At 67.3% G+C, this 16,946-nt stretch carries 11 protein-coding genes; 4 read left to right on the forward strand and 7 right to left on the reverse strand.

All coding sequences use genetic code 11. The annotated features are described in order from the left end of the window. Positions 1–152 precede the first annotated feature (152 nt). The 3 genes from V5F59_RS19595 to V5F59_RS19605 form a co-directional block, all read right to left on the reverse strand. Positions 153–3,575, reverse strand: coding sequence for a transglutaminase family protein (locus tag V5F59_RS19595; protein WP_393976784.1), 3,423 nt, complete (start codon positions 3,573–3,575; stop codon positions 153–155). 161 nt (positions 3,576–3,736) lie between these two features. Continuing rightward, complete coding sequence (locus V5F59_RS19600) at positions 3,737–6,943, reverse strand: efflux RND transporter permease subunit (protein ID WP_393976786.1); 3,207 nt, start codon at positions 6,941–6,943, stop codon at positions 3,737–3,739. Between the two features lie 28 nt (positions 6,944–6,971). Next, positions 6,972–8,246: an efflux RND transporter periplasmic adaptor subunit gene (locus V5F59_RS19605; RefSeq protein WP_393976788.1), complete on the reverse strand. Its 1,275-nt coding sequence runs from the start codon at positions 8,244–8,246 to the stop codon at positions 6,972–6,974. 636 nt (positions 8,247–8,882) lie between these two features. On the opposite strand from V5F59_RS19605, the gene secA reads away from it, so the two are divergent. Continuing rightward, a complete protein-coding gene (secA, locus tag V5F59_RS19610) occupies positions 8,883–11,678 on the forward strand; it encodes a preprotein translocase subunit SecA (RefSeq protein ID WP_393976790.1) in 2,796 nt (931 codons plus the stop codon). Between the two features lie 364 nt (positions 11,679–12,042). Here the strand turns inward: secA and V5F59_RS19615 are convergent, their stop codons facing one another. The 3 genes from V5F59_RS19615 to V5F59_RS19625 all read right to left on the reverse strand — a co-directional run bounded on the left by V5F59_RS19615 (position 12,043) and on the right by V5F59_RS19625 (position 15,236). After that, positions 12,043–12,231, reverse strand: a complete 189-nt coding sequence (locus V5F59_RS19615; protein ID WP_393976792.1) for a hypothetical protein — start codon at positions 12,229–12,231, stop codon at positions 12,043–12,045. A gap of 654 nt (positions 12,232–12,885) precedes the next feature. Continuing rightward, a complete protein-coding gene (locus V5F59_RS19620; protein ID WP_393976794.1) occupies positions 12,886–14,118 on the reverse strand; it encodes a hypothetical protein in 1,233 nt (410 codons plus the stop codon). Between the two features lie 164 nt (positions 14,119–14,282). Then, positions 14,283–15,236: an acetyl-CoA carboxylase carboxyltransferase subunit alpha gene (locus V5F59_RS19625; RefSeq protein ID WP_393976796.1), complete on the reverse strand. Its 954-nt coding sequence runs from the start codon at positions 15,234–15,236 to the stop codon at positions 14,283–14,285. A 341-nt stretch (positions 15,237–15,577) separates the two neighbouring features. On the opposite strand from V5F59_RS19625, the gene V5F59_RS19630 reads away from it, so the two are divergent. From V5F59_RS19630 to V5F59_RS19640, 3 genes are all read left to right on the forward strand, one after another. Next, entirely contained in the window at positions 15,578–15,835 is a 258-nt protein-coding gene (locus V5F59_RS19630; protein ID WP_393976798.1) for a hypothetical protein, read from the forward strand. Between the two features lie 103 nt (positions 15,836–15,938). Further along, positions 15,939–16,229 (forward strand): YggT family protein, encoded by a 291-nt coding sequence (locus V5F59_RS19635; RefSeq protein WP_393976800.1) that lies wholly within the window; start codon positions 15,939–15,941, stop codon positions 16,227–16,229. A 19-nt stretch (positions 16,230–16,248) separates the two neighbouring features. Further along, positions 16,249–16,566, forward strand: a complete 318-nt coding sequence (locus tag V5F59_RS19640) for a DUF167 family protein (protein ID WP_393976802.1) — start codon at positions 16,249–16,251, stop codon at positions 16,564–16,566. Between the two features lie 6 nt (positions 16,567–16,572). On the opposite strand, the gene V5F59_RS19645 is transcribed toward V5F59_RS19640, so the two are convergent. Next, positions 16,573–16,923: a cupin domain-containing protein gene (locus tag V5F59_RS19645; RefSeq protein WP_393976804.1), complete on the reverse strand. Its 351-nt coding sequence runs from the start codon at positions 16,921–16,923 to the stop codon at positions 16,573–16,575. Positions 16,924–16,946: the final 23 nt, after the last annotated feature.

Below are 16,946 nucleotides of genomic sequence, written 5' to 3' on the forward strand. Positions count from 1 at the left end.
CCCGGCCGCAGATGCATCCTTCTTTGGACGCGCGCCAGACAGGCCCCGGACGGTCCGGCGGACATGCCGCCGGACCCAAGTGGATCAAGGAGTTGTGGTTCAACGTGATGGCGACGGATGGGCTCCATCCGCCGCAGTCGAACCGCCAGGGATCACGCGCCGATGGGCCGGCGCAGGTCGAGGGTGGTCGGGAACTCGTCCGGCGCCGGCTCGGACACCACATGCACCACCCCCGGGGTGTGGCCGTGATCCTGGAAGCGGGCGAGGCGACGCGCCTCGGCTTCGTAGGAATTGACGGGGAAGGTGTCGTAGCTGCGCCCGCCCGGATGCGACACGTGGTAGACGCAGCCGCCCCGCGAGCGGTCGCTCCAGGTGTCGATCACATCGAAGGTGAGCGGCGAGTGCACCGGGATGGTCGGATGCAATCCCGACCAGGGCTGCCACGCCTTGTAGCGCACGCCGGCGACGAAGGTGCCGTTGCGACCCGTCGGAGCGACCGGCAGCTTGCGGCCGTTGCAGGTGACGATGTGGCGCGACGGGTTGAAGCCCTCCACCTTCACCTGGAGGCGCTCCACGGAGGAGTCCACATAGCGCGCCGTGCCGCCGGTGACGCCCTCCTCACCGAGCACGTGCCAGCATTCGAGCGCCTGGCGGATCTCCAGGTCCACGCCCGCCCTCTGCACCTTGCCGTAGGCCGGGAAGCGGAACTCGAACTGCGCCTTGAACCACTCGGGATCGAAGGCGTAGCCGGCGTCGGTCAGGTCATCGAGCACGTCGAGGAAGTCCTGCCACACATAATGCGGCAGCATGAAGCGGTCGTTGAGGATGGTGCCCCAGCGCGTGCAGTGTCCGTGGACGGGCTTGGTCCACAGGCGGGCGATGAGGGCGCGCAGCAGCAGTTGCTGGGCAAGGCTCATGCGCCAGTCCGGCGGCATCTCGAAGCAGCGGAACTCCACGAGGCCCAGCCGGCCGGTGGGACCGTCCGGCGAATAGAGCTTGTCGATGGAGATTTCCGTGCGGTGGGTGTTGCCGGTCACGTCCACCAGCAGGTTGCGCAGCAACCGGTCCACCAGCCACGGGGCGGGCGGCGCCTCGCCGGAACCCGGCAGCGGGAACTTGGCGAAGGCGATCTCCAGCTCGTAGAGGCTGTCGTGCCGCGCCTCGTCCACGCGCGGGTGCTGGGAGGTGGGGCCGATGAACAGGCCGGAGAAGAAATAGGACAGGGACGGATGCCGCTGCCAGTAGAGCAGCAGGCTCTTCAGGAGGTCCGGCCGGCGCAGGAACGGGCTGTCGGCCGGGATGCCGCCGCCCACCACCACATGGTTGCCGCCGCCGGTGCCGGTGTGGCGGCCATCCACCATGAACTTCTCCGTGCCGAGGCGGGCAAGCCGCGCCTCCTCATAGAGGATGCGGGTGATCTCCACGCAGCCCGCCCAGGTGTCGGACGGATGCACGTTCACCTCGATCACGCCCGGATCGGGCGCGATGCGGATGAGATTGAGGCGATAGTCGAACGGCGGCGGATAGCCTTCCAGGTGGAGCGGCGTGTTGAGCTCGATCGCCACCTGCTCGATGGCGGCGATGAGGTCGATATAGTCCTCCAGCACCTCCACAGGGGGCAGGAACACGCACAGGCGGCCGCCGCGCGGCTCAACGCAGAGCGCGGTGCGGGTGTCGGCGGTGAAGATCTGCGTGTCGTTCTTGGCGAGATACTGGCGCACCAGCTCCTGCGCGCGCGCGCCGGCGCCGTAGGCCTCGGTGCGCGGGGCGACGGAGTGGCGGGGCAATCCCGCGCCCACATCCGAGCCTGCGTGGACGCCCGGGGCGGACGCGTCACCGCCCTGCCCCGCCCGGTAGCGGGCGGCGACCTCTTCGGCATCGGGCAGCGGGCCGCGTGGCTCGAACGGGTCGGCCTCGACGATGTACGGGTAGCGCGTGGGCGCCAGATAGTGGAGGGATTCCAGCGGCAGGCGATAGCCCATGGGGCTCTCACCCGGGATGAGGAAGAGGAACTGGCGGCGGAAGGTCCATTCCTCCGAGCGCCAGGCCGGCCCTTGCGCGGTCCACACCCTGCGCAGCGGCAGCACCGAGCCGGTGGGCGTACCGAGGCCCTGGTTGAAGGTGCGCGCCATCATGCGCCGGGCCACCTCGTCCGCCATGCGCGGATCGCCGGGGGCGATGTTCTCGGGAAGGTTCTGCTCCTTCCACATGTAGTAGATGTTGTCCTCGAAGGCGGGCATCACGAAGCTGCTGCCCACCGCGAGCTTCTCGGCGACGGCCTTGCAGAATCGCTCGGCGTCCGCCGCGGTGACGCCATGGTCCGTCGCCTCGTCGGCGATCAGGTCCTCGCGCCGCCACAAGGGCTGGCCGTCCTTGCGCCAGAACAGGTCGAACGACCAGCGCGGCAGCGTCTCGCCCGGGTACCACTTGCCCTGGCCGTAGTGCAGCACGCCGTCGGTCTTGAAGCGGCGGCGCAGGCGGCGGATGAGGTCGTCCGCGCGCACGCGCTTCTGGCCGCCGAGGGCCTCCGTGTTCCATTCCGGAGACTGGTAGTCGTCAATGGAGACGAAGGTGGGCTCGCCGCCCATGGTCAGGCGCACGTCGCCGGCCTTGAGGTCCTCGTCCACCTTGTGGCCGATCTCCTCGAGGGCGGCCCAGGTCTCGTCGGAGAAGGGCAGCGTCACGCGCGGCGCCTCGGCCACGCGGGTGACGCTCATGTCGAAGCCGAATTCCGTCTCCGCCTTCTCGAAGAGATAGCCGGTGATGGGCGCCGCGGAACGGTAGTGCGGCGTCGCGGCCAGCGGGATGTGGCCCTCGCCGCACAGCAGGCCCGAGGTGGGGTCGAGGCCGATCCAGCCCGCGCCCGGCACGTAGACCTCGCACCAGGCGTGCAGGTCGGTGAAGTCCACGTCCGTGCCCGAGGGGCCGTCAAGCGCCGCCACGTCCGGCTTCAGCTGGATGAGATAGCCGGAGACGAAGCGGGCGGCGAGGCCAAGGTGGCGCAGCAGCTGCACCAGCAGCCAGCCGGTGTCCCGGCAGGAGCCGAGCTTCTTGGTGAGCGTCTCGTCGGGAGTCTGGACGCCCGGCTCCATGCGGATGACGTAGCCGATCTCCCCCTGCAGGCGCTGGTTGAGATACACGAGGAAATCGACGATCCGCAGCTTCTCGCGCGGGATCGAGGCGAGGTACTCGGCGAACAGGTCGCCCTCGTGCTCCAGCTCCAGATAGGGCGCCAGCTCCGCCTTCAGCTCGGGGGCATAGGTGAAGGGGAAGTTCTCGGCATACTCCTCGACGAAGAAGTCGAAGGGATTGATCACGTCGAGCTTGGCGAGGAGGTCGACCTCGACCTTGAACTCCTCCACCTTCTCCGGGAAGACGATGCGGGCGAGCCAGTTGCCGAACGGGTCCTGCTGCCAGTTGATGAAATGCTCGGCAGGCGAAATCTTGAGCGAATAAGCGGGGATCTCCGTCCGGCTGTGCGGCGCCGGGCGCAGGCGGATGGTCTGCGGCCCGAGCAGCACCGGGCGGCCGTAGGTGTAGCTCGTGACGTGATGCAGGCTCGCGAGGATCGACATTTAGGGCACCTGGTCCTGCGGGCAACGGCCCAAGGTTAAGGGGCGAATGGCTCGGCCAAGGTTAGACAACGCCCTTATGGGGCGGAAGCGCGACTTTGCGGCGACACTCGCCTCGATGTCAGGCAAGTGCCGCTGAAAGAGGCAGCGCGACAGCTCCGCCTTCAGGCAGATGCGGGGGCGGGGGGCACGCCATGGCCAGCGGAGGGCTCCTCCGGCTCGGGCGGCGCGCCGCCGGCCTTCTTCTTCTTCGCCTTCAGCTTCTCCTCGAAGCGTTGCAGGACCGTGTAGAAGGAGGGCACGAACAACACGGCGAGGCAGGTGGAGGCGAGCATGCCGGAGACCACGGCGATGCCGATGGACTTTCGGGAATTGGCGCCGGCGCCGGTGGCGAACACCAGCGGCAGCACGCCGAGGATGAACGCGAAGGAGGTCATCAGGATGGGGCGGAACCTCAGGCGCGAGGCCTCCACCGCCGCATCCATGATCTCCATGCCCTCCGCCCGTTTCTCGCGGGCGTATTCGACGATGAGGATGGCGTTCTTGGACGCGAGCGCGATCAGGAGCACCAGGCCGATCTGGGTGTAGAGATTGTTGGCGACCCCCAGCCCCAGAAGCGCGCTCACCGTGCCGAGCAGGGCCAGCGGCACCGCGAGGATGACCGACAGCGGCTGGATCCAGCTCTCATACTGGCCCGCCAGCACGAAGTAGACCAGCAGGATGGCGAGGCCGAACACATAGTAGATCTGATTGCCGACCGCCTTCTCCTGGTAGGACATGGCGGTCCATTCGAAGCCGGCGCCCGGCGGCAGGGTGGAGGCGGCGATCTGCTCCATCAGCGACAGCGCCTGCCCCGAGGAGAAGCCGGACGCGTTCGATCCCACGACGGAGGACGAGGGATAAAGATTGTAGAGCGAGATCAGCGGCGGGCCGAGCACGGTCCGCACGTCCACCAGCGTGCCGATGGGCACCATCTTCCCCTGGGGCGTGCGCACCTTGAGGTTCAAAAGGTCAGCCGGCGTCACGCGATAGCCCGCGTCGGCCTGCACATAGACCTGGAAGACGTTGCCGAACTTGTTGATCTGGTTGACGTAGGTGGAGCCGAGATAGGACGAGATGGTCTGGAACACCTGGCCGACCGTCACACCGAGCGTTTCCGCCTTCACCCGGTTGACCTCCAGCTCGATCTGCGGCGCCCCGGCGCGGAAGGAGGAGGAGATGTGGGCCAGGGCCGACTGCGCCCGCGCCTTGTCGACGATGGAGGTGGTGATCTGCTCCAGCAGGCGGTAGTCGAAATTGCCGTCGCGCAGCTGCGGCTGCATGGTGAAGCCGGCGGCGTTGCCGATACCCTGGATGGCCGGCGGCACGAGGATGAGAACCTCCGCCTCCTCCACGTCCGAGACCGCCTTGTTCAGGTTGTTGTAGAGCGAGAGCAGGTCCTGCCCCTGGGTGGCGTAGCGCTTGTCCCACGGGTCGAGGGTGATGTAGGTGACGCCCGCGTTCGCCAGCGTGGAGGAATTGTCCAGCACCGAGATGCCGGAGATGGCGAGCACGGTCTGCACGCCCGGCACCTTGCGGATGCGCTCGGAGACCTCCGCCATCACCCGCTTGGTGCGGTTGAGGTTCGAGGCGTCGGGCAGCTGCACGTGGGCGAGGAAGTAGCCCTGGTCCTCGATGGGCAGGAATGCCGTGGGAATGCGCGTGAGGCCATAGCCGGCCACGCTCATCAGCGCGATGGCGATGAGCACCATGAGCTTGGAGTGGTGCACCATCCGGCTGATGAGCCCGGCGTACCAGTGCTCCGCCCTGGCGTAGACGGCGTTGAAGCCGCGGTAGATGAAGTTGCGCTTCTCCGGCGGCACCGGCTTGCGCAGCCAGAGCGCGCACTGGGTCGGCTTCAGCGTCGCCGCATTGATGGCCGAGATGAAGGCCGTGGCGGCGATGACGAGCGCGAACTGCTTGAACATCTGCCCCGTCAGGCCGGGAATGAAGGAAGCGGGCAGGAACACCGACATCAGCACCAGGGTGATGCCGACCACCGGGCCGAACAGCTCGTCCATGGCTTTCTCGGCCGCAGGCTGGCCCTCCATCCCCTCCTCGATGTGCCGCGCCACGCCCTCCACGATCACGATGGCGTCGTCCACCACGATGCCGATGGCGAGGATGATGGCGAACAGGGTCGAGAGGTTGATGGTAAATCCCAGCGCGTCCATGGCCGCGAAGGCGCCGATGATGGTCACCGGCACCGTGGTCGCGGGCACCAGCGTCGCCCGCCAGTCCTGCAGGAAGAGCAGGATCACCACCAGCACGAGGATCGCCGCCTCGAACAGGGTCTTCCACACCTCGTTGATAGAGGCGGTCACGAACAGGGTCGTATCGAAGGGGATGTTGTAGTCGAGGCCTTCCGGGAAGCTCTTCTTCAGCTGCTCCATCTTCGCCGCCACGCGCTTCGCCACGTCGAGGGCGTTGGCGGAGGGCAGCTGGAAGATGCCGATGCCGGCCGCAGGCTTGTTGTCCTGCATGAAGTCCTTGGAGTAGCTCTGGGAGCCCAGCTCCACCCGGCCGATGTCGCGGATGCGGACGATGCGCCCGCCGTCCGAATTGTCGACCTTGACGATGATGTTCTCGTAATCCTTCACGTCGTCGAGGCGGCCGGCGACGTTCACCGTGTACTGGAACGAGGCGTTGGCCGGTGCCGGCGGCAGGCCGAGCTGGCCGGGGGTAACCACCTGGCTCTGCTTCTGGATGGCGTTGGAAACGTCCGTGGGCGTCAGGCCGAACGCCTGCATGCGGTCCGGATCCATCCACACGCGCATGGCATACGTGCCGGCGCCGAACACCGACACGTTGGCCACACCCTCCACCCGCTCCAGCTCGTTCTGGACGTTGATGATGCCGTAGTTGTTCAGGAACAGGCCGTCATAGCGCCCGTCCGGCGAGATCAGGGTCACGAACTCGAGGATCGAGGTGCCCTTCTGCAGGATGGTGACGCCCTGGGCCTGCACCGCCGAGGGCAACGAGGACAAGGCGATGTTCACGCGGTTCTGCACCAGCACCTGCGCCATGTTCGGATCGGTGCCGATGGCGAAGGTGACGATGAGCGTGTAGGTGCCGTCCGATGCCGACCAGGACTGCATGTAGAGCATGCCCTCGACACCGTTCACCTGCTGCTCGATGGGCAGGGCGACCGTATCGATGAGGGTCTTGGCGGAGGCCCCCGGATAGCTCGTGGAAACCGACACCGTCGGCGGCACGATGTTCGGATATTGCGAGACCGGCAGGCGGATCAGCGAGACAAGCCCGATCAGCACGAAAACCAGAGCGAGCACGTTGGAAAGGACCGGCCGCTCGATGAAAAAGCGCGAGATCATGGGCGCTGCCTGACGTTCGAGGGCGGGATCAGTTCTTCGGTGCCACGGACGGGGCCGCCTTCGACGGCGCATCTGCCGGCGCGACGCCGGCGGGCTTCGGCAGGGGCTTGTCCCCCTCGTCCAGCTTCGGCGGGGCGACGCCGACGATCTTGCCGTCCTCCACCTGCACCTTGGAGCCGGGCACGGCGCGCTGGATGCCGTTGATGATGACGCGGTCGGTCGGCTTCAGCCCGCTCTCGATGGCGCGCAGGCCGTTCGCCTGGAGCTGGCCGAGCGTCACCTGGGTCTGGGACACCACATTGTCCGCCCCCACCGTCAGCACATAGGTGCCGAGCTGGTTGGAGTTGATGGCGAAGTCCGGCACCAGGACCGTGTCCGCCGGCTTGCCCAGCGGCACGCGCACGCGGGCGAACAGGCCCGGAAGGAGCGCGAAGTCGTCGTTCTGGAAGATGCCGCGGACGGTAAGGGTGCCGAGGTTCGGGTCCACCTGCGGAGCGATATAGTCGATCTTGCCCCCGTGGGGATAACCGGTCTCGGTCTGCAGACCGATCTCGATCGGGATATCCGGCACGTCGCGGGTCAGCGAGGTGATCGAGCGGCCCTGCTTGGCGAGCGCCTCCTTGATGCGGAGCACCTCCTGCTCGGAGAGCGTGAACCACACCCAGATGGGATTGATCTGCACGATGGTGGCGAGCTTGGTCGGCCCAGAATAACCGACGAGGGCGCCCACATCCTGAAGGTGGGCGGTCACCGCCCCGTCGAAAGGAGCCGCGATCTGGGTGTAGCCCAGGTTGATCTGCGCGAGCTGCAGCGAGGCCTCGGCATTCGCCACCTCGGCCACCGCCGAATCACGCTTCGCGCGGGCCTGGTCCAGGGTGGCCTGGGAAGCGAAGTCCTGCTTGGCCAGCTGCGCCTGGCGGTTGTACTCGGCCTCGGCCTGCACCTGGGCGGCCTGGTTGGCCGCGAGTTGCGCCTTGGCCTGGTCCACCTGCGCCTTGTACTGGTCCTGCTCGATGACGAACAGCACCGAGCCCTTGCTGGCGAAGGCGCCATCCTTGTAGTTGATGTTGGTGAGGAAGCCCTGCACGCGGGCCTCCAGATCCACCGAGTTGATGGGGGCGGTGTTGCCCGTCAGCTCCAGGAAGCGCGTGATCGGCTGCTGGAGCACCGTCGCCGCGGTTACCGTCGGCGCCGGTGGGGGCACATAGGTGTTCTTCTCTTCACAGGCGACGAGAAGCAGAGACGCGCTGAGTACAATGCCGCCGCGGCTCAGCACGCCCGACACCCTGATACCCCCCGCCATGCCTTATCCCCCGATTTCGCAGTTGCGGCGGATACTAAGCACCGGTCAGAGACGTGTCCATGAAAGGAATTGGCGGCGCAAGGCTCAAAAGCGGTTTGTTGCGGCATCGGTGCAAGGCGGCAACGTTCCATGAGGAAAGGCGCGCGGCCCCTTCCCTGCGCATCCGGCTGGCGAAGGCCGCGGAGGCACCGCGGGCACCGGCCTGCGGCTCTTCCGCCCGTCATGCCGGAGCCGTCGCGCGATCAAGGGCGATCCGGCATTCCTCGCGGCGAATCCCCGGTCCGAAGGGATGCGGTCCCGGCGGGGAAGCGCGGGGTCGGCCATCGGCCCGGCCCACGACCCCTCGGCTGCGACCGGGCCGCCGTCGCGTGAGGCAGATTTGCAAGGAGGCCTCTCCATTGACGCCCCCTCGCATTGACATTGCGCCGCCCCGTTCATAAGTCTCCGCCTTGTATGCTGCCCGCCAAAGGGGTGCGGGACGGCGGCTGCGCGTATCGTCGCTGCGGCGCTCTTTCGCCCCTTCGGACTTGCTGACGCCCCATTGGGGGTGTGCAAAGGCGCATCGTTGACCGGAGGGTCCGGCGGCCCGTCTCCGCCCTCCTTGAGACCTGACGGATCGGAACAGAGACACAACCCATGTTTGGTGGACTTGCCCGCAAGCTCTTCGGCTCCGCGAACGATCGCCGGGTGAAGGGATACCGTCCCCGCGTTCAGGCCATCAATGCGCTGGAGCAGGAGCTGGAGGCGCTCACCGACGAGCAGCTCCGCGCCCGCACCGACGAGTTCCGCCGCCAGCTTGCCGAGGGCAAGACGCTGGACGATCTCCTCGTGCCCGCTTTCGCCACCGTGCGCGAGGGCGCCAAGCGCGCGCTTGGCATGCGCCATTTCGACGTGCAGCTCATCGGCGGCATGGTGCTGCACGACGCTTCCATCTCCGAGATGAAGACCGGCGAAGGCAAGACGCTGGTGGCCACCCTCCCCGTCTATCTCAACGCGCTCGCCGGCAAGGGCGTGCACGTGGTGACGGTGAACGACTACCTCGCCAAGCGCGATGCCGAATGGATGGGGCGGCTGTACCGCTTCCTCGGTCTGTCCACCGGCATCATCGTCCACGGCCTCGACGACGACGAGCGCCGCGCCGCCTACAACAGCGACGTCACCTACGCCACCAACAACGAGCTGGGCTTCGACTACCTGCGCGACAACATGAAGTACGAGCGCGGGCAGATGGTGCAGCGGCCGCACTTCTACGCCATCGTCGACGAGGTGGACTCGATCCTCATCGACGAAGCGCGCACGCCCCTCATCATCTCCGGCCCGCTCGACGACCGCTCGGACTTCTACAACACCATCGACACCTACATCCCGCGCCTCGCCAAGGAGGACTACGAGGTGGACGAGAAGCAGCGCACCGTCACCATGACGGAAGCGGGCATGGAGAAGATGGAGCAGATGCTGACCGCGGCGGGCCTGCTCAAGTCGGAGAGCCTCTACGACATCGAGAACGTCTCGGTGGTCCACCATGTGAACCAGGCGCTGCGCGCCCACACCCTCTTCCAGCGCGACAAGGACTATATCGTCCGCAACGACGAGGTGGTGATCATCGACGAGTTCACCGGCCGCATGATGCCGGGCCGCCGCTATTCGGAAGGCCTGCACCAGGCGCTGGAGGCCAAGGAGCACGTGCAGGTCCAGCCCGAGAACCAGACGCTGGCCTCCATCACCTTCCAGAACTATTTCCGCCTCTACGAGAAGCTCGCCGGCATGACCGGCACCGCCTCCACCGAGGCGGCGGAATTCTCCGACATCTACAAGCTCGAAGTGCTGGAGATCCCCACCAACCTGCCGATCTCGCGCATCGACGACGATGACGAGGTCTACCGTACCGCGGGCGAGAAATACGCGGCCATCATCGAGCTGATCCGGGATTGCGCCGGGCGGGGCCAGCCGATCCTGGTGGGCACCACCTCCATCGAGAAGTCGGAACTGCTCGCCGAACTGCTGAAGCAGGCCGGGTTCACGCAGAAGGATTTCTCGGATGCCACCGCCTTCTCCGGCCGTGAGCAGCTGGAGAAGGACCGCGCGGCCAAGACCTTCGCGGTCCTGAATGCCCGCTACCACGAGCAGGAGGCCTACATCGTCTCCCAGGCCGGCGTGCCGGGGGCGATCACCATCGCCACGAACATGGCCGGCCGCGGCACCGACATCAAGCTCGGCGGCTCGGCGGACATGCGCATCGAAGCCGAGCTGAAGGACCTTCCCGAAGGCGAGGAGCGCGCCGCCGCCGAGGCCGAGATCCGGGCCGAGGTGGAGGAACTGAAGCAGAAGGCGCTCAAGGCTGGCGGCCTCTACGTGCTCGGCACCGAGCGCCACGAGAGCCGGCGCATCGACAACCAGCTGCGTGGCCGGTCCGGCCGCCAGGGCGACCCCGGCCACTCCAAGTTCTTCCTTTCGCTGGAAGACGACCTGATGCGCATCTTCGGGTCGGATCGGCTCGACGGCATGCTGCAGCGCCTCGGCCTGAAGGAAGGCGAGGCCATCATCCACCCGTGGATCAACAAGGCGCTGGAGAAGGCGCAGCAGAAGGTCGAGGCGCGCAACTACGACATGCGCAAGAACGTTCTGAAGTATGACGACGTGCTCAACGACCAGCGCAAGGTGGTGTTCGAGCAGCGCGTCGAGCTGATGAACGACGAGGATGTGGCCGAGACCGTGGAGGACATGCGCCACGCCCTCATCACCGAGATGGTGGCCAAGCACATCCCCGAGAACGCCTATCCCGAGCAGTGGGACGTGGACGGGCTCGACGCGGCGCTGAAGGAGGTGCTCGCCCTCGACCTTCCGGTGAAGGACTGGGCCAAGGAGGAAGGCATCGCCGGCCCCGAGGTCACCGAGCGCATCATCCGCCGCGCCGATGAGATCATGGCCGCCAAGGCCGGCCAGTACGGACCAGACATCATGCGCTATGTGGAGAAGTCCATCCTTCTCCAGACCCTCGACCACCTGTGGCGCGAGCACATCGCCATGCTCGATCACCTGCGCCAGGTGGTGGGCCTGCGCGGCTACGCCCAGCGTGACCCGCTGAACGAGTACAAGTCCGAGGCCTTCAACCTCTTCTCCGCCATGCTGAACCGGCTGCGTGAGATCGTCACCGCCCAGCTCATTCGGGTTGAGATCGTGGCCCAGCCGCCGGCGCAGGAAGAGCTTCCGCCCATGGAGGCCCACCACACCGATCCCTTCACCGGCGAGGACGAGCTCTCCTTCGCCGGCGCGGCGGTGGGTACCCGGCCTCAGCCGCTGCTCACGGGCGACGTGGCGGTGGTGGAGCGTGATCCCAACGACCCCGAAACCTGGGGCAAGGTGGGCCGCAACGAGGTGTGCCCCTGCGGCTCCGGCAAGAAGTACAAACACTGCCACGGCCGCTTCGCCTGAGGCAGCCCCCGCACCGGCCTCGAGGCGAGGCCGGTGTCCACGCTCAGAACGCCAGGCGATGGGCCTGTCCAGGCCAAGGCACATGAGCGCCGATCGGGAGAACACGGGGGACAGCACCGACGTGTTCAGCGTCATGCACCGCTCCCCGAGCTTTTCCCGATCCGGAAACCCGCAGGACTGCCCGCCGTCCGCCCCGCCGCGAGCCCGGACAAAGGCGAGGTAGAGCACCGGCGGCGCCGCTTCCCGGAGCGCTCGCGCAGGCAGGGCCGCTGTGCCGCGACAGCAGCCAGACCACCACAAGGAACGGCGGCGACACCGTCTTAATCAGCAAATGGTCGGCCACCGCCCGCCATCCGGTGGGGCTTCACACCTGCCGCAGCAGGGCATGGATGATGCCCGTGAGCGCGATGGCGATCACCGCCGTCAGCCCGCCGGCCCTGTAATCGCCGCCGGAGGGTGAAGGGCCAGTGCCGCCACGGCCACGAACAGGTTTGGCGCGCACGGGGAAACAGCCGAAGAAACGCCGCAGCGCCGCTCTGATGAGGGCGGCCATCTGAGCCACCGTGTGCGTAGGGGGACGATCATCCTCGGGCTCGCCCCTGCCATCACGTGCGGGACGAAGCCGCGTCCCTGCAGGACGAAGTCGATCTCACTACACACCGGCGGGTCGCGATAGAGAGGAAGAAACGACACGGCTGCATGCAGGTGGCCCGCCTGAGCAGATCCGGCGCGCTCTTCAGCATGGCAAGCTCGCCACCCTGAAGGTCGCCTTCAAGACATCCGACTCCGCCGCTTCCGGCACATCGACGCGGGATCGGATCTCCACCGCGACACGGGCCGTCGTCCGTCCCCACTCCGAAAAGTCAGGAAAATGAGAGGGGACGCGGGGCTGTCTCCAGCCCACTCCTCATGCCCGGCATGGGGCAGACGTGGCGCGGTGCAGAACCACCGATGCCGCCAGCAGGGGCGAATAGGTTTCGAGGCTGCTCTACCCACCCTTGAGCCCGACCAGCGCCCCGGGGCTGCGGTTCGACGCCCACCACCTGGGCCGGACACCGGGAAAAAGCGCCTGCAGGGCTGATCGCCGTCGATGGGATGGCTCCCCGTCGACCACACGTCAGCCAAAGCGGCCTCACGACCGCGACGAGAACATCGGCCGGCTCAGCCGAGGCCCGCTAGGCCTCGCCGAGGACACGCCTTCCCCTCGTCACTGGGAATAGCCGGAGGCCGCCCCTCCCGACGACATGCTCGCGACGGTGGAGGGCTTCTGCGTCGAGGCGGACGGTTTCACCGGCGGCAGGGGGGCCGCGGAACCGCCGACCGATGCCGTCGCCGCGGGCACCGCAGCCGGGGCCACCGAGCCGGTGGTCACCGGCGCAGGCGTCGCATCGGAGGTGGCGCGCGCGGCGGCCGCCGCCAGCGAAGCATCCGTCACCTTTGGAGGATTCACATACTCCGGCAGGGTTCCGGGCGCCTCGGAGAAGGACATCTGGCCGCTCTCGCGCTCCTTCAGCTTGGCGAGAAACACCGGGTGCATGCCGCCGTCACTGCCGGTGCGCACGGGCACCACCGGCGAGGAGGGAGCGAGAGCCGCTACCTGGGCGTCGTCGGCGCGCTGCTTCTCGGCAACGGCGGCCGCGACCTGTGGCGCCACCTGGTAGGGCGGGCAGGACTGGTTGGCGTCGAAGGCGCGGCCGGGCACGGGCTCTGCGTCAAAGACGTAGGCGCGGCCGCACACGTTCACCTTGGGCTCCTGCTTCGTCACCTCGAAGTGGTCGTAGCCCTGCTTCAGGTTGCGCCAGAAGGCCATGTTGGGATTGTTGCGGTGCTTGGCGAGATTCTTCGGCGTCATGCGGAAGGGGTAGGCCTGCACCTGGAAGGAGCGCTGGCCACCCGCGAAGCTCTCGCGCGCCAGGGAGAAGATCTCGGAAATCTGCTCGTCCGTCATGGCGTAGCAGCCGGCCGAGGAGCAGTCGCCGTGCACCATGAGGAACTCGCCGGTCCGCCCATAGGCCTTGTCGAAGGCGTTCGGGAAGCCCAGGTTGAATGACAGGTAGTAATTGGAATTCGGGTTCATCTGCCCGGGGGTGATGGCATAGAAGCCTTCCGGGGCCTGCCGGTCGCCCATGCGCACCTTAGGGCCCAGCTCGCCCGACCAGCGGCAGATGGGGTAGGTCTTCAGAAGGGCGAAGGAGCCATCCGACGTCACCTTCCACACCTCGAGCTCGGCCTCTTCCTTGAAGATGCGCACGAGCATGGGGCTCGCGGGGGCCATGTCCTTCTGCGACAGCAGGGACACCATCTGCGGGGTGAGCGGCTTGTTGGCCTTGCGCGCCACCTCGGCGTCGGTGGCGTTGCAGGCGGCGAGGGCGAGCGCCGAGAAGGCGGCCAGAGCCGCCATGCGGGCGCGGGACGAGAATTTCGTCTGAAGACGGCTCAACGCACTACTCCCGGGTCCTACCGGCCACGAGGACCGACAAGCTTAGCCCCTCAGCCTTGATGAAGCGTCAATGGCGCTCCGCTGGCATGCCATGGAGAAAATAAGGCAAATGCGGCCAAGATGAGGTGCGCCGGCCCGGGATCCCCCATGGCCGGTGCACATGGTTAAAGTCCGCGGCCGATGGCGAGGAACTTGTCGCGGCGCGCCTTGCGCACGGCCGCGCCGTCGAGCCCGGAGAGAGACGACAGGGAATCGGCGATGGCCTCACCCGCCGCCGCGACGGCCGCCTCGGGATCGCGATGCGCGCCACCTGAAGGTTCCTTCACGATGGTGTCGATGATGCCGAACTTCAGGAGGTCCTGGGCGGTGATCTTCATGTTGGTGGCGGCGTCCTGCGCCTTCGCCGTGTCCCGCCACAGGATGGAGGCTGCGCCCTCCGGCGAGATGACGCTGTAGATGGCGTGCTCCATCATCAGCACCTTGTTGGCGGTGGCGATGGCGATGGCCCCGCCCGAGCCGCCCTCGCCGATCACCAGCGCCACGTTGGGAACGCTGAGTCCGAGGCAGGCATCGGTGGAGCGGGCGATGGCCTCGGCCTGCCCGCGCTCCTCCGCGCCGATGCCAGGATAGGCCCCTGCGGTGTCCACCAGCGAGATCACCGGCACGCCGAACCGGTCCGCCAGTTCCATGATGCGGGCAGCCTTGCGGTAGCCCTCGGGGCGGGCCATGCCGAAATTGTGCCGGATGCGGGTCTCCGTGGAAGACCCCTTCTCGTGCCCGAGCACGCACACGCTCTCGCCGCGGAAGCGGGCGAAGCCGCCGATGATGGCTTCGTCCTCGCCGTATTTGCGATCGCCGGCGAGCGGCGTGAAATCCTCGAACAGGGCCTTGGCGAAGTCGGCGAAGTGAGGCCGCTGCGGATGGCGCGCGACCAGGGTCTTCTGCCAGGGCGTGAGGTTGGCATAGAGGGCGACGAGAGCCTCGCGGGCCTTGGCCTCGAGCCGCTGCACCTCGTCGGTGATGGCAACGCCTTCGCCGGAGGAGGCGAGCGCCCGCAGCTCTTCCACCTTGGCCTCGAGTTCGGCGACCGGCTTCTCGAAGTCCAGATAGCTGCGCATGAGGTTCCGTATGGGTTGGAGGGGGTCGAATGCGGCGCCCCCCCGACGCGGCGCGAAGCTGCCTTCGCGGGGCCGCCAAGTCAAGTTCGACCGGTCAAAGTCGACCGGCGCAGCCCAAGCCTTCGCCAGCGTCCCCAAAAACGGAGCCGCCGCGGCTCACAGTCGCGCCGTCGCGCACACACACCCATTCAGCGGCGTTTTTACGGCGGTAGGCTCCGGGTTTCGCGCCATAGCGCCTCACCCCTTCCGCGGCAACATCTCCGCATCGCGCATGCAACCATCGGGCCACCTTGCGCGTTATATCTCAGGAAGACGGGATGCGCGGAGTACAGGAGGCGTACATGTCGGTTCACAAGCGTACTTTCCCCAAGAAGGGCGCCCCCAAGGCGTCCGGCCGCCCGACCCGGGTGGGGGCTCCGCGGCGGCCGGTTTCCGCGCCGGAGGTCAAGGGTGCAGGCAAGCCTGCGGCAATCGCGACTTATGATTTTCCCGCCGCCGGCCCCCACGCCCGCGCGGAGCTGATGGATCCGGAGCGGACGCCCGGCACGGGCGCCCTGCCCGATATCGCCCACCCGGGCGACGGCGACTCGACCGAGTGAGCGCCTGCGGTCCCGGTGTCGCGATGCGACGCCTTACGCCTTGTTCAGATGAGCCCCGGGGGGCTATTGCTGTCACCGCAACTCCCTGGGGACCTTTCCTGCGATGCGCGCGCTGCTCGACGTCATCCTTGTCGTTCTGCAACTTTACGTCTGGCTGCTGATTGCAGCGGCCGTCCTGTCATGGCTGGTCGCCTTCAATGTGGTGAACCCCCACAATTCCTTCGTGCGGAACGTGGGCGAGTTCCTCTACCGCATCACCGAGCCGGTGCTCGGCCCCATTCGCCGGGTGCTGCCGGACCTCGGCGGCATCGATCTCTCGCCCATGGTGGTCATCCTGCTCGTTTTCTTCCTGCAGCAAGTGATCCACTATTACATCTACCCTTACGTGTTCTGATCACGCCGGGAGCCGGCCCTTGTCGTTCCTGAAGCAGCTCGCCGACGGGGTGGAGGTGACCATCCGCGCCACCCCGCGCGGCGGGCGCGACGCGATTGACGGCGTCGCGAGCCTCTCGGACGGGCGGGACGTGCTGAAGGTGCGCGTGCGCGTGGCACCGGAGGACGGCGCGGCGACGGCGGCTGTCGGCCGTGTGCTGGCGGAAGCGGCCGGCGTCGCCCCCTCGCAGGTGAAGCTCGCCTCGGGGGCCACCGCGCGGGTGAAGACCTTTCGCATCGCGGGCGATGGAGCACGGCTCGCCGCCGCGCTCCGCACGAAGGCCGCCGCCGCCCGCTGATTTACCTCAGGCCTCCGCCACGAATTCCTCGCGCATGGGCGTGAACACGTCCACCAGCACCCCCGGCTCGATGCAGACCACCCCGTGGTGGACGCCGGACGGCACGTAGAAGCTGTCCCCGGCCGTGAGCCGGGCCGTCCTCCCGCCGATGGCGAGGTCGAACACCCCACTCTCCACGCTCGTCACCTGCACATGCGGATGGCCGTGGGGCTGGCCGCCGGGGCCCGCCTTCTTGAAAGTCACCCGCACCATCATGATCTCGTCGTTGAAGGTGAGGATCTGGCGGCTGACGATGTCGTCCACCTCCTCCATCGGCGTCGCCGCGGCGAAGGCGAAGACCTCCCCTTTCACGGTCATGGAACTCTCCTGATGCTGACGCG

The sequence above is a fragment of the Xanthobacter nonsaccharivorans genome (assembly GCF_043194755.2).
GTDB classification, from domain to species: domain Bacteria; phylum Pseudomonadota; class Alphaproteobacteria; order Rhizobiales; family Xanthobacteraceae; genus Xanthobacter; species Xanthobacter autotrophicus_G.

What these genes read in the sequence shown, in the direction of transcription:
- V5F59_RS19595 (WP_393976784.1), bottom strand. Translation starts at nt 3,575, where the DNA reads ATGTCGATCCTCGCGAGCCTGCATCACGTCACGAGCTACACCTACGGC.
- V5F59_RS19600 (WP_393976786.1), bottom strand. Translation starts at nt 6,943, where the DNA reads ATGATCTCGCGCTTTTTCATCGAGCGGCCGGTCCTTTCCAACGTGCTC.
- V5F59_RS19605 (WP_393976788.1), bottom strand. Translation starts at nt 8,246, where the DNA reads ATGGCGGGGGGTATCAGGGTGTCGGGCGTGCTGAGCCGCGGCGGCATT.
- secA (WP_393976790.1), top strand. Translation starts at nt 8,883, where the DNA reads ATGTTTGGTGGACTTGCCCGCAAGCTCTTCGGCTCCGCGAACGATCGC.
- V5F59_RS19615 (WP_393976792.1), bottom strand. Translation starts at nt 12,231, where the DNA reads ATGGCCGCCCTCATCAGAGCGGCGCTGCGGCGTTTCTTCGGCTGTTTC.
- V5F59_RS19625 (WP_393976796.1), bottom strand. Translation starts at nt 15,236, where the DNA reads ATGCGCAGCTATCTGGACTTCGAGAAGCCGGTCGCCGAACTCGAGGCC.
- V5F59_RS19630 (WP_393976798.1), top strand. Translation starts at nt 15,578, where the DNA reads ATGTCGGTTCACAAGCGTACTTTCCCCAAGAAGGGCGCCCCCAAGGCG.
- V5F59_RS19635 (WP_393976800.1), top strand. Translation starts at nt 15,939, where the DNA reads ATGCGCGCGCTGCTCGACGTCATCCTTGTCGTTCTGCAACTTTACGTC.
- V5F59_RS19645 (WP_393976804.1), bottom strand. Translation starts at nt 16,923, where the DNA reads ATGACCGTGAAAGGGGAGGTCTTCGCCTTCGCCGCGGCGACGCCGATG.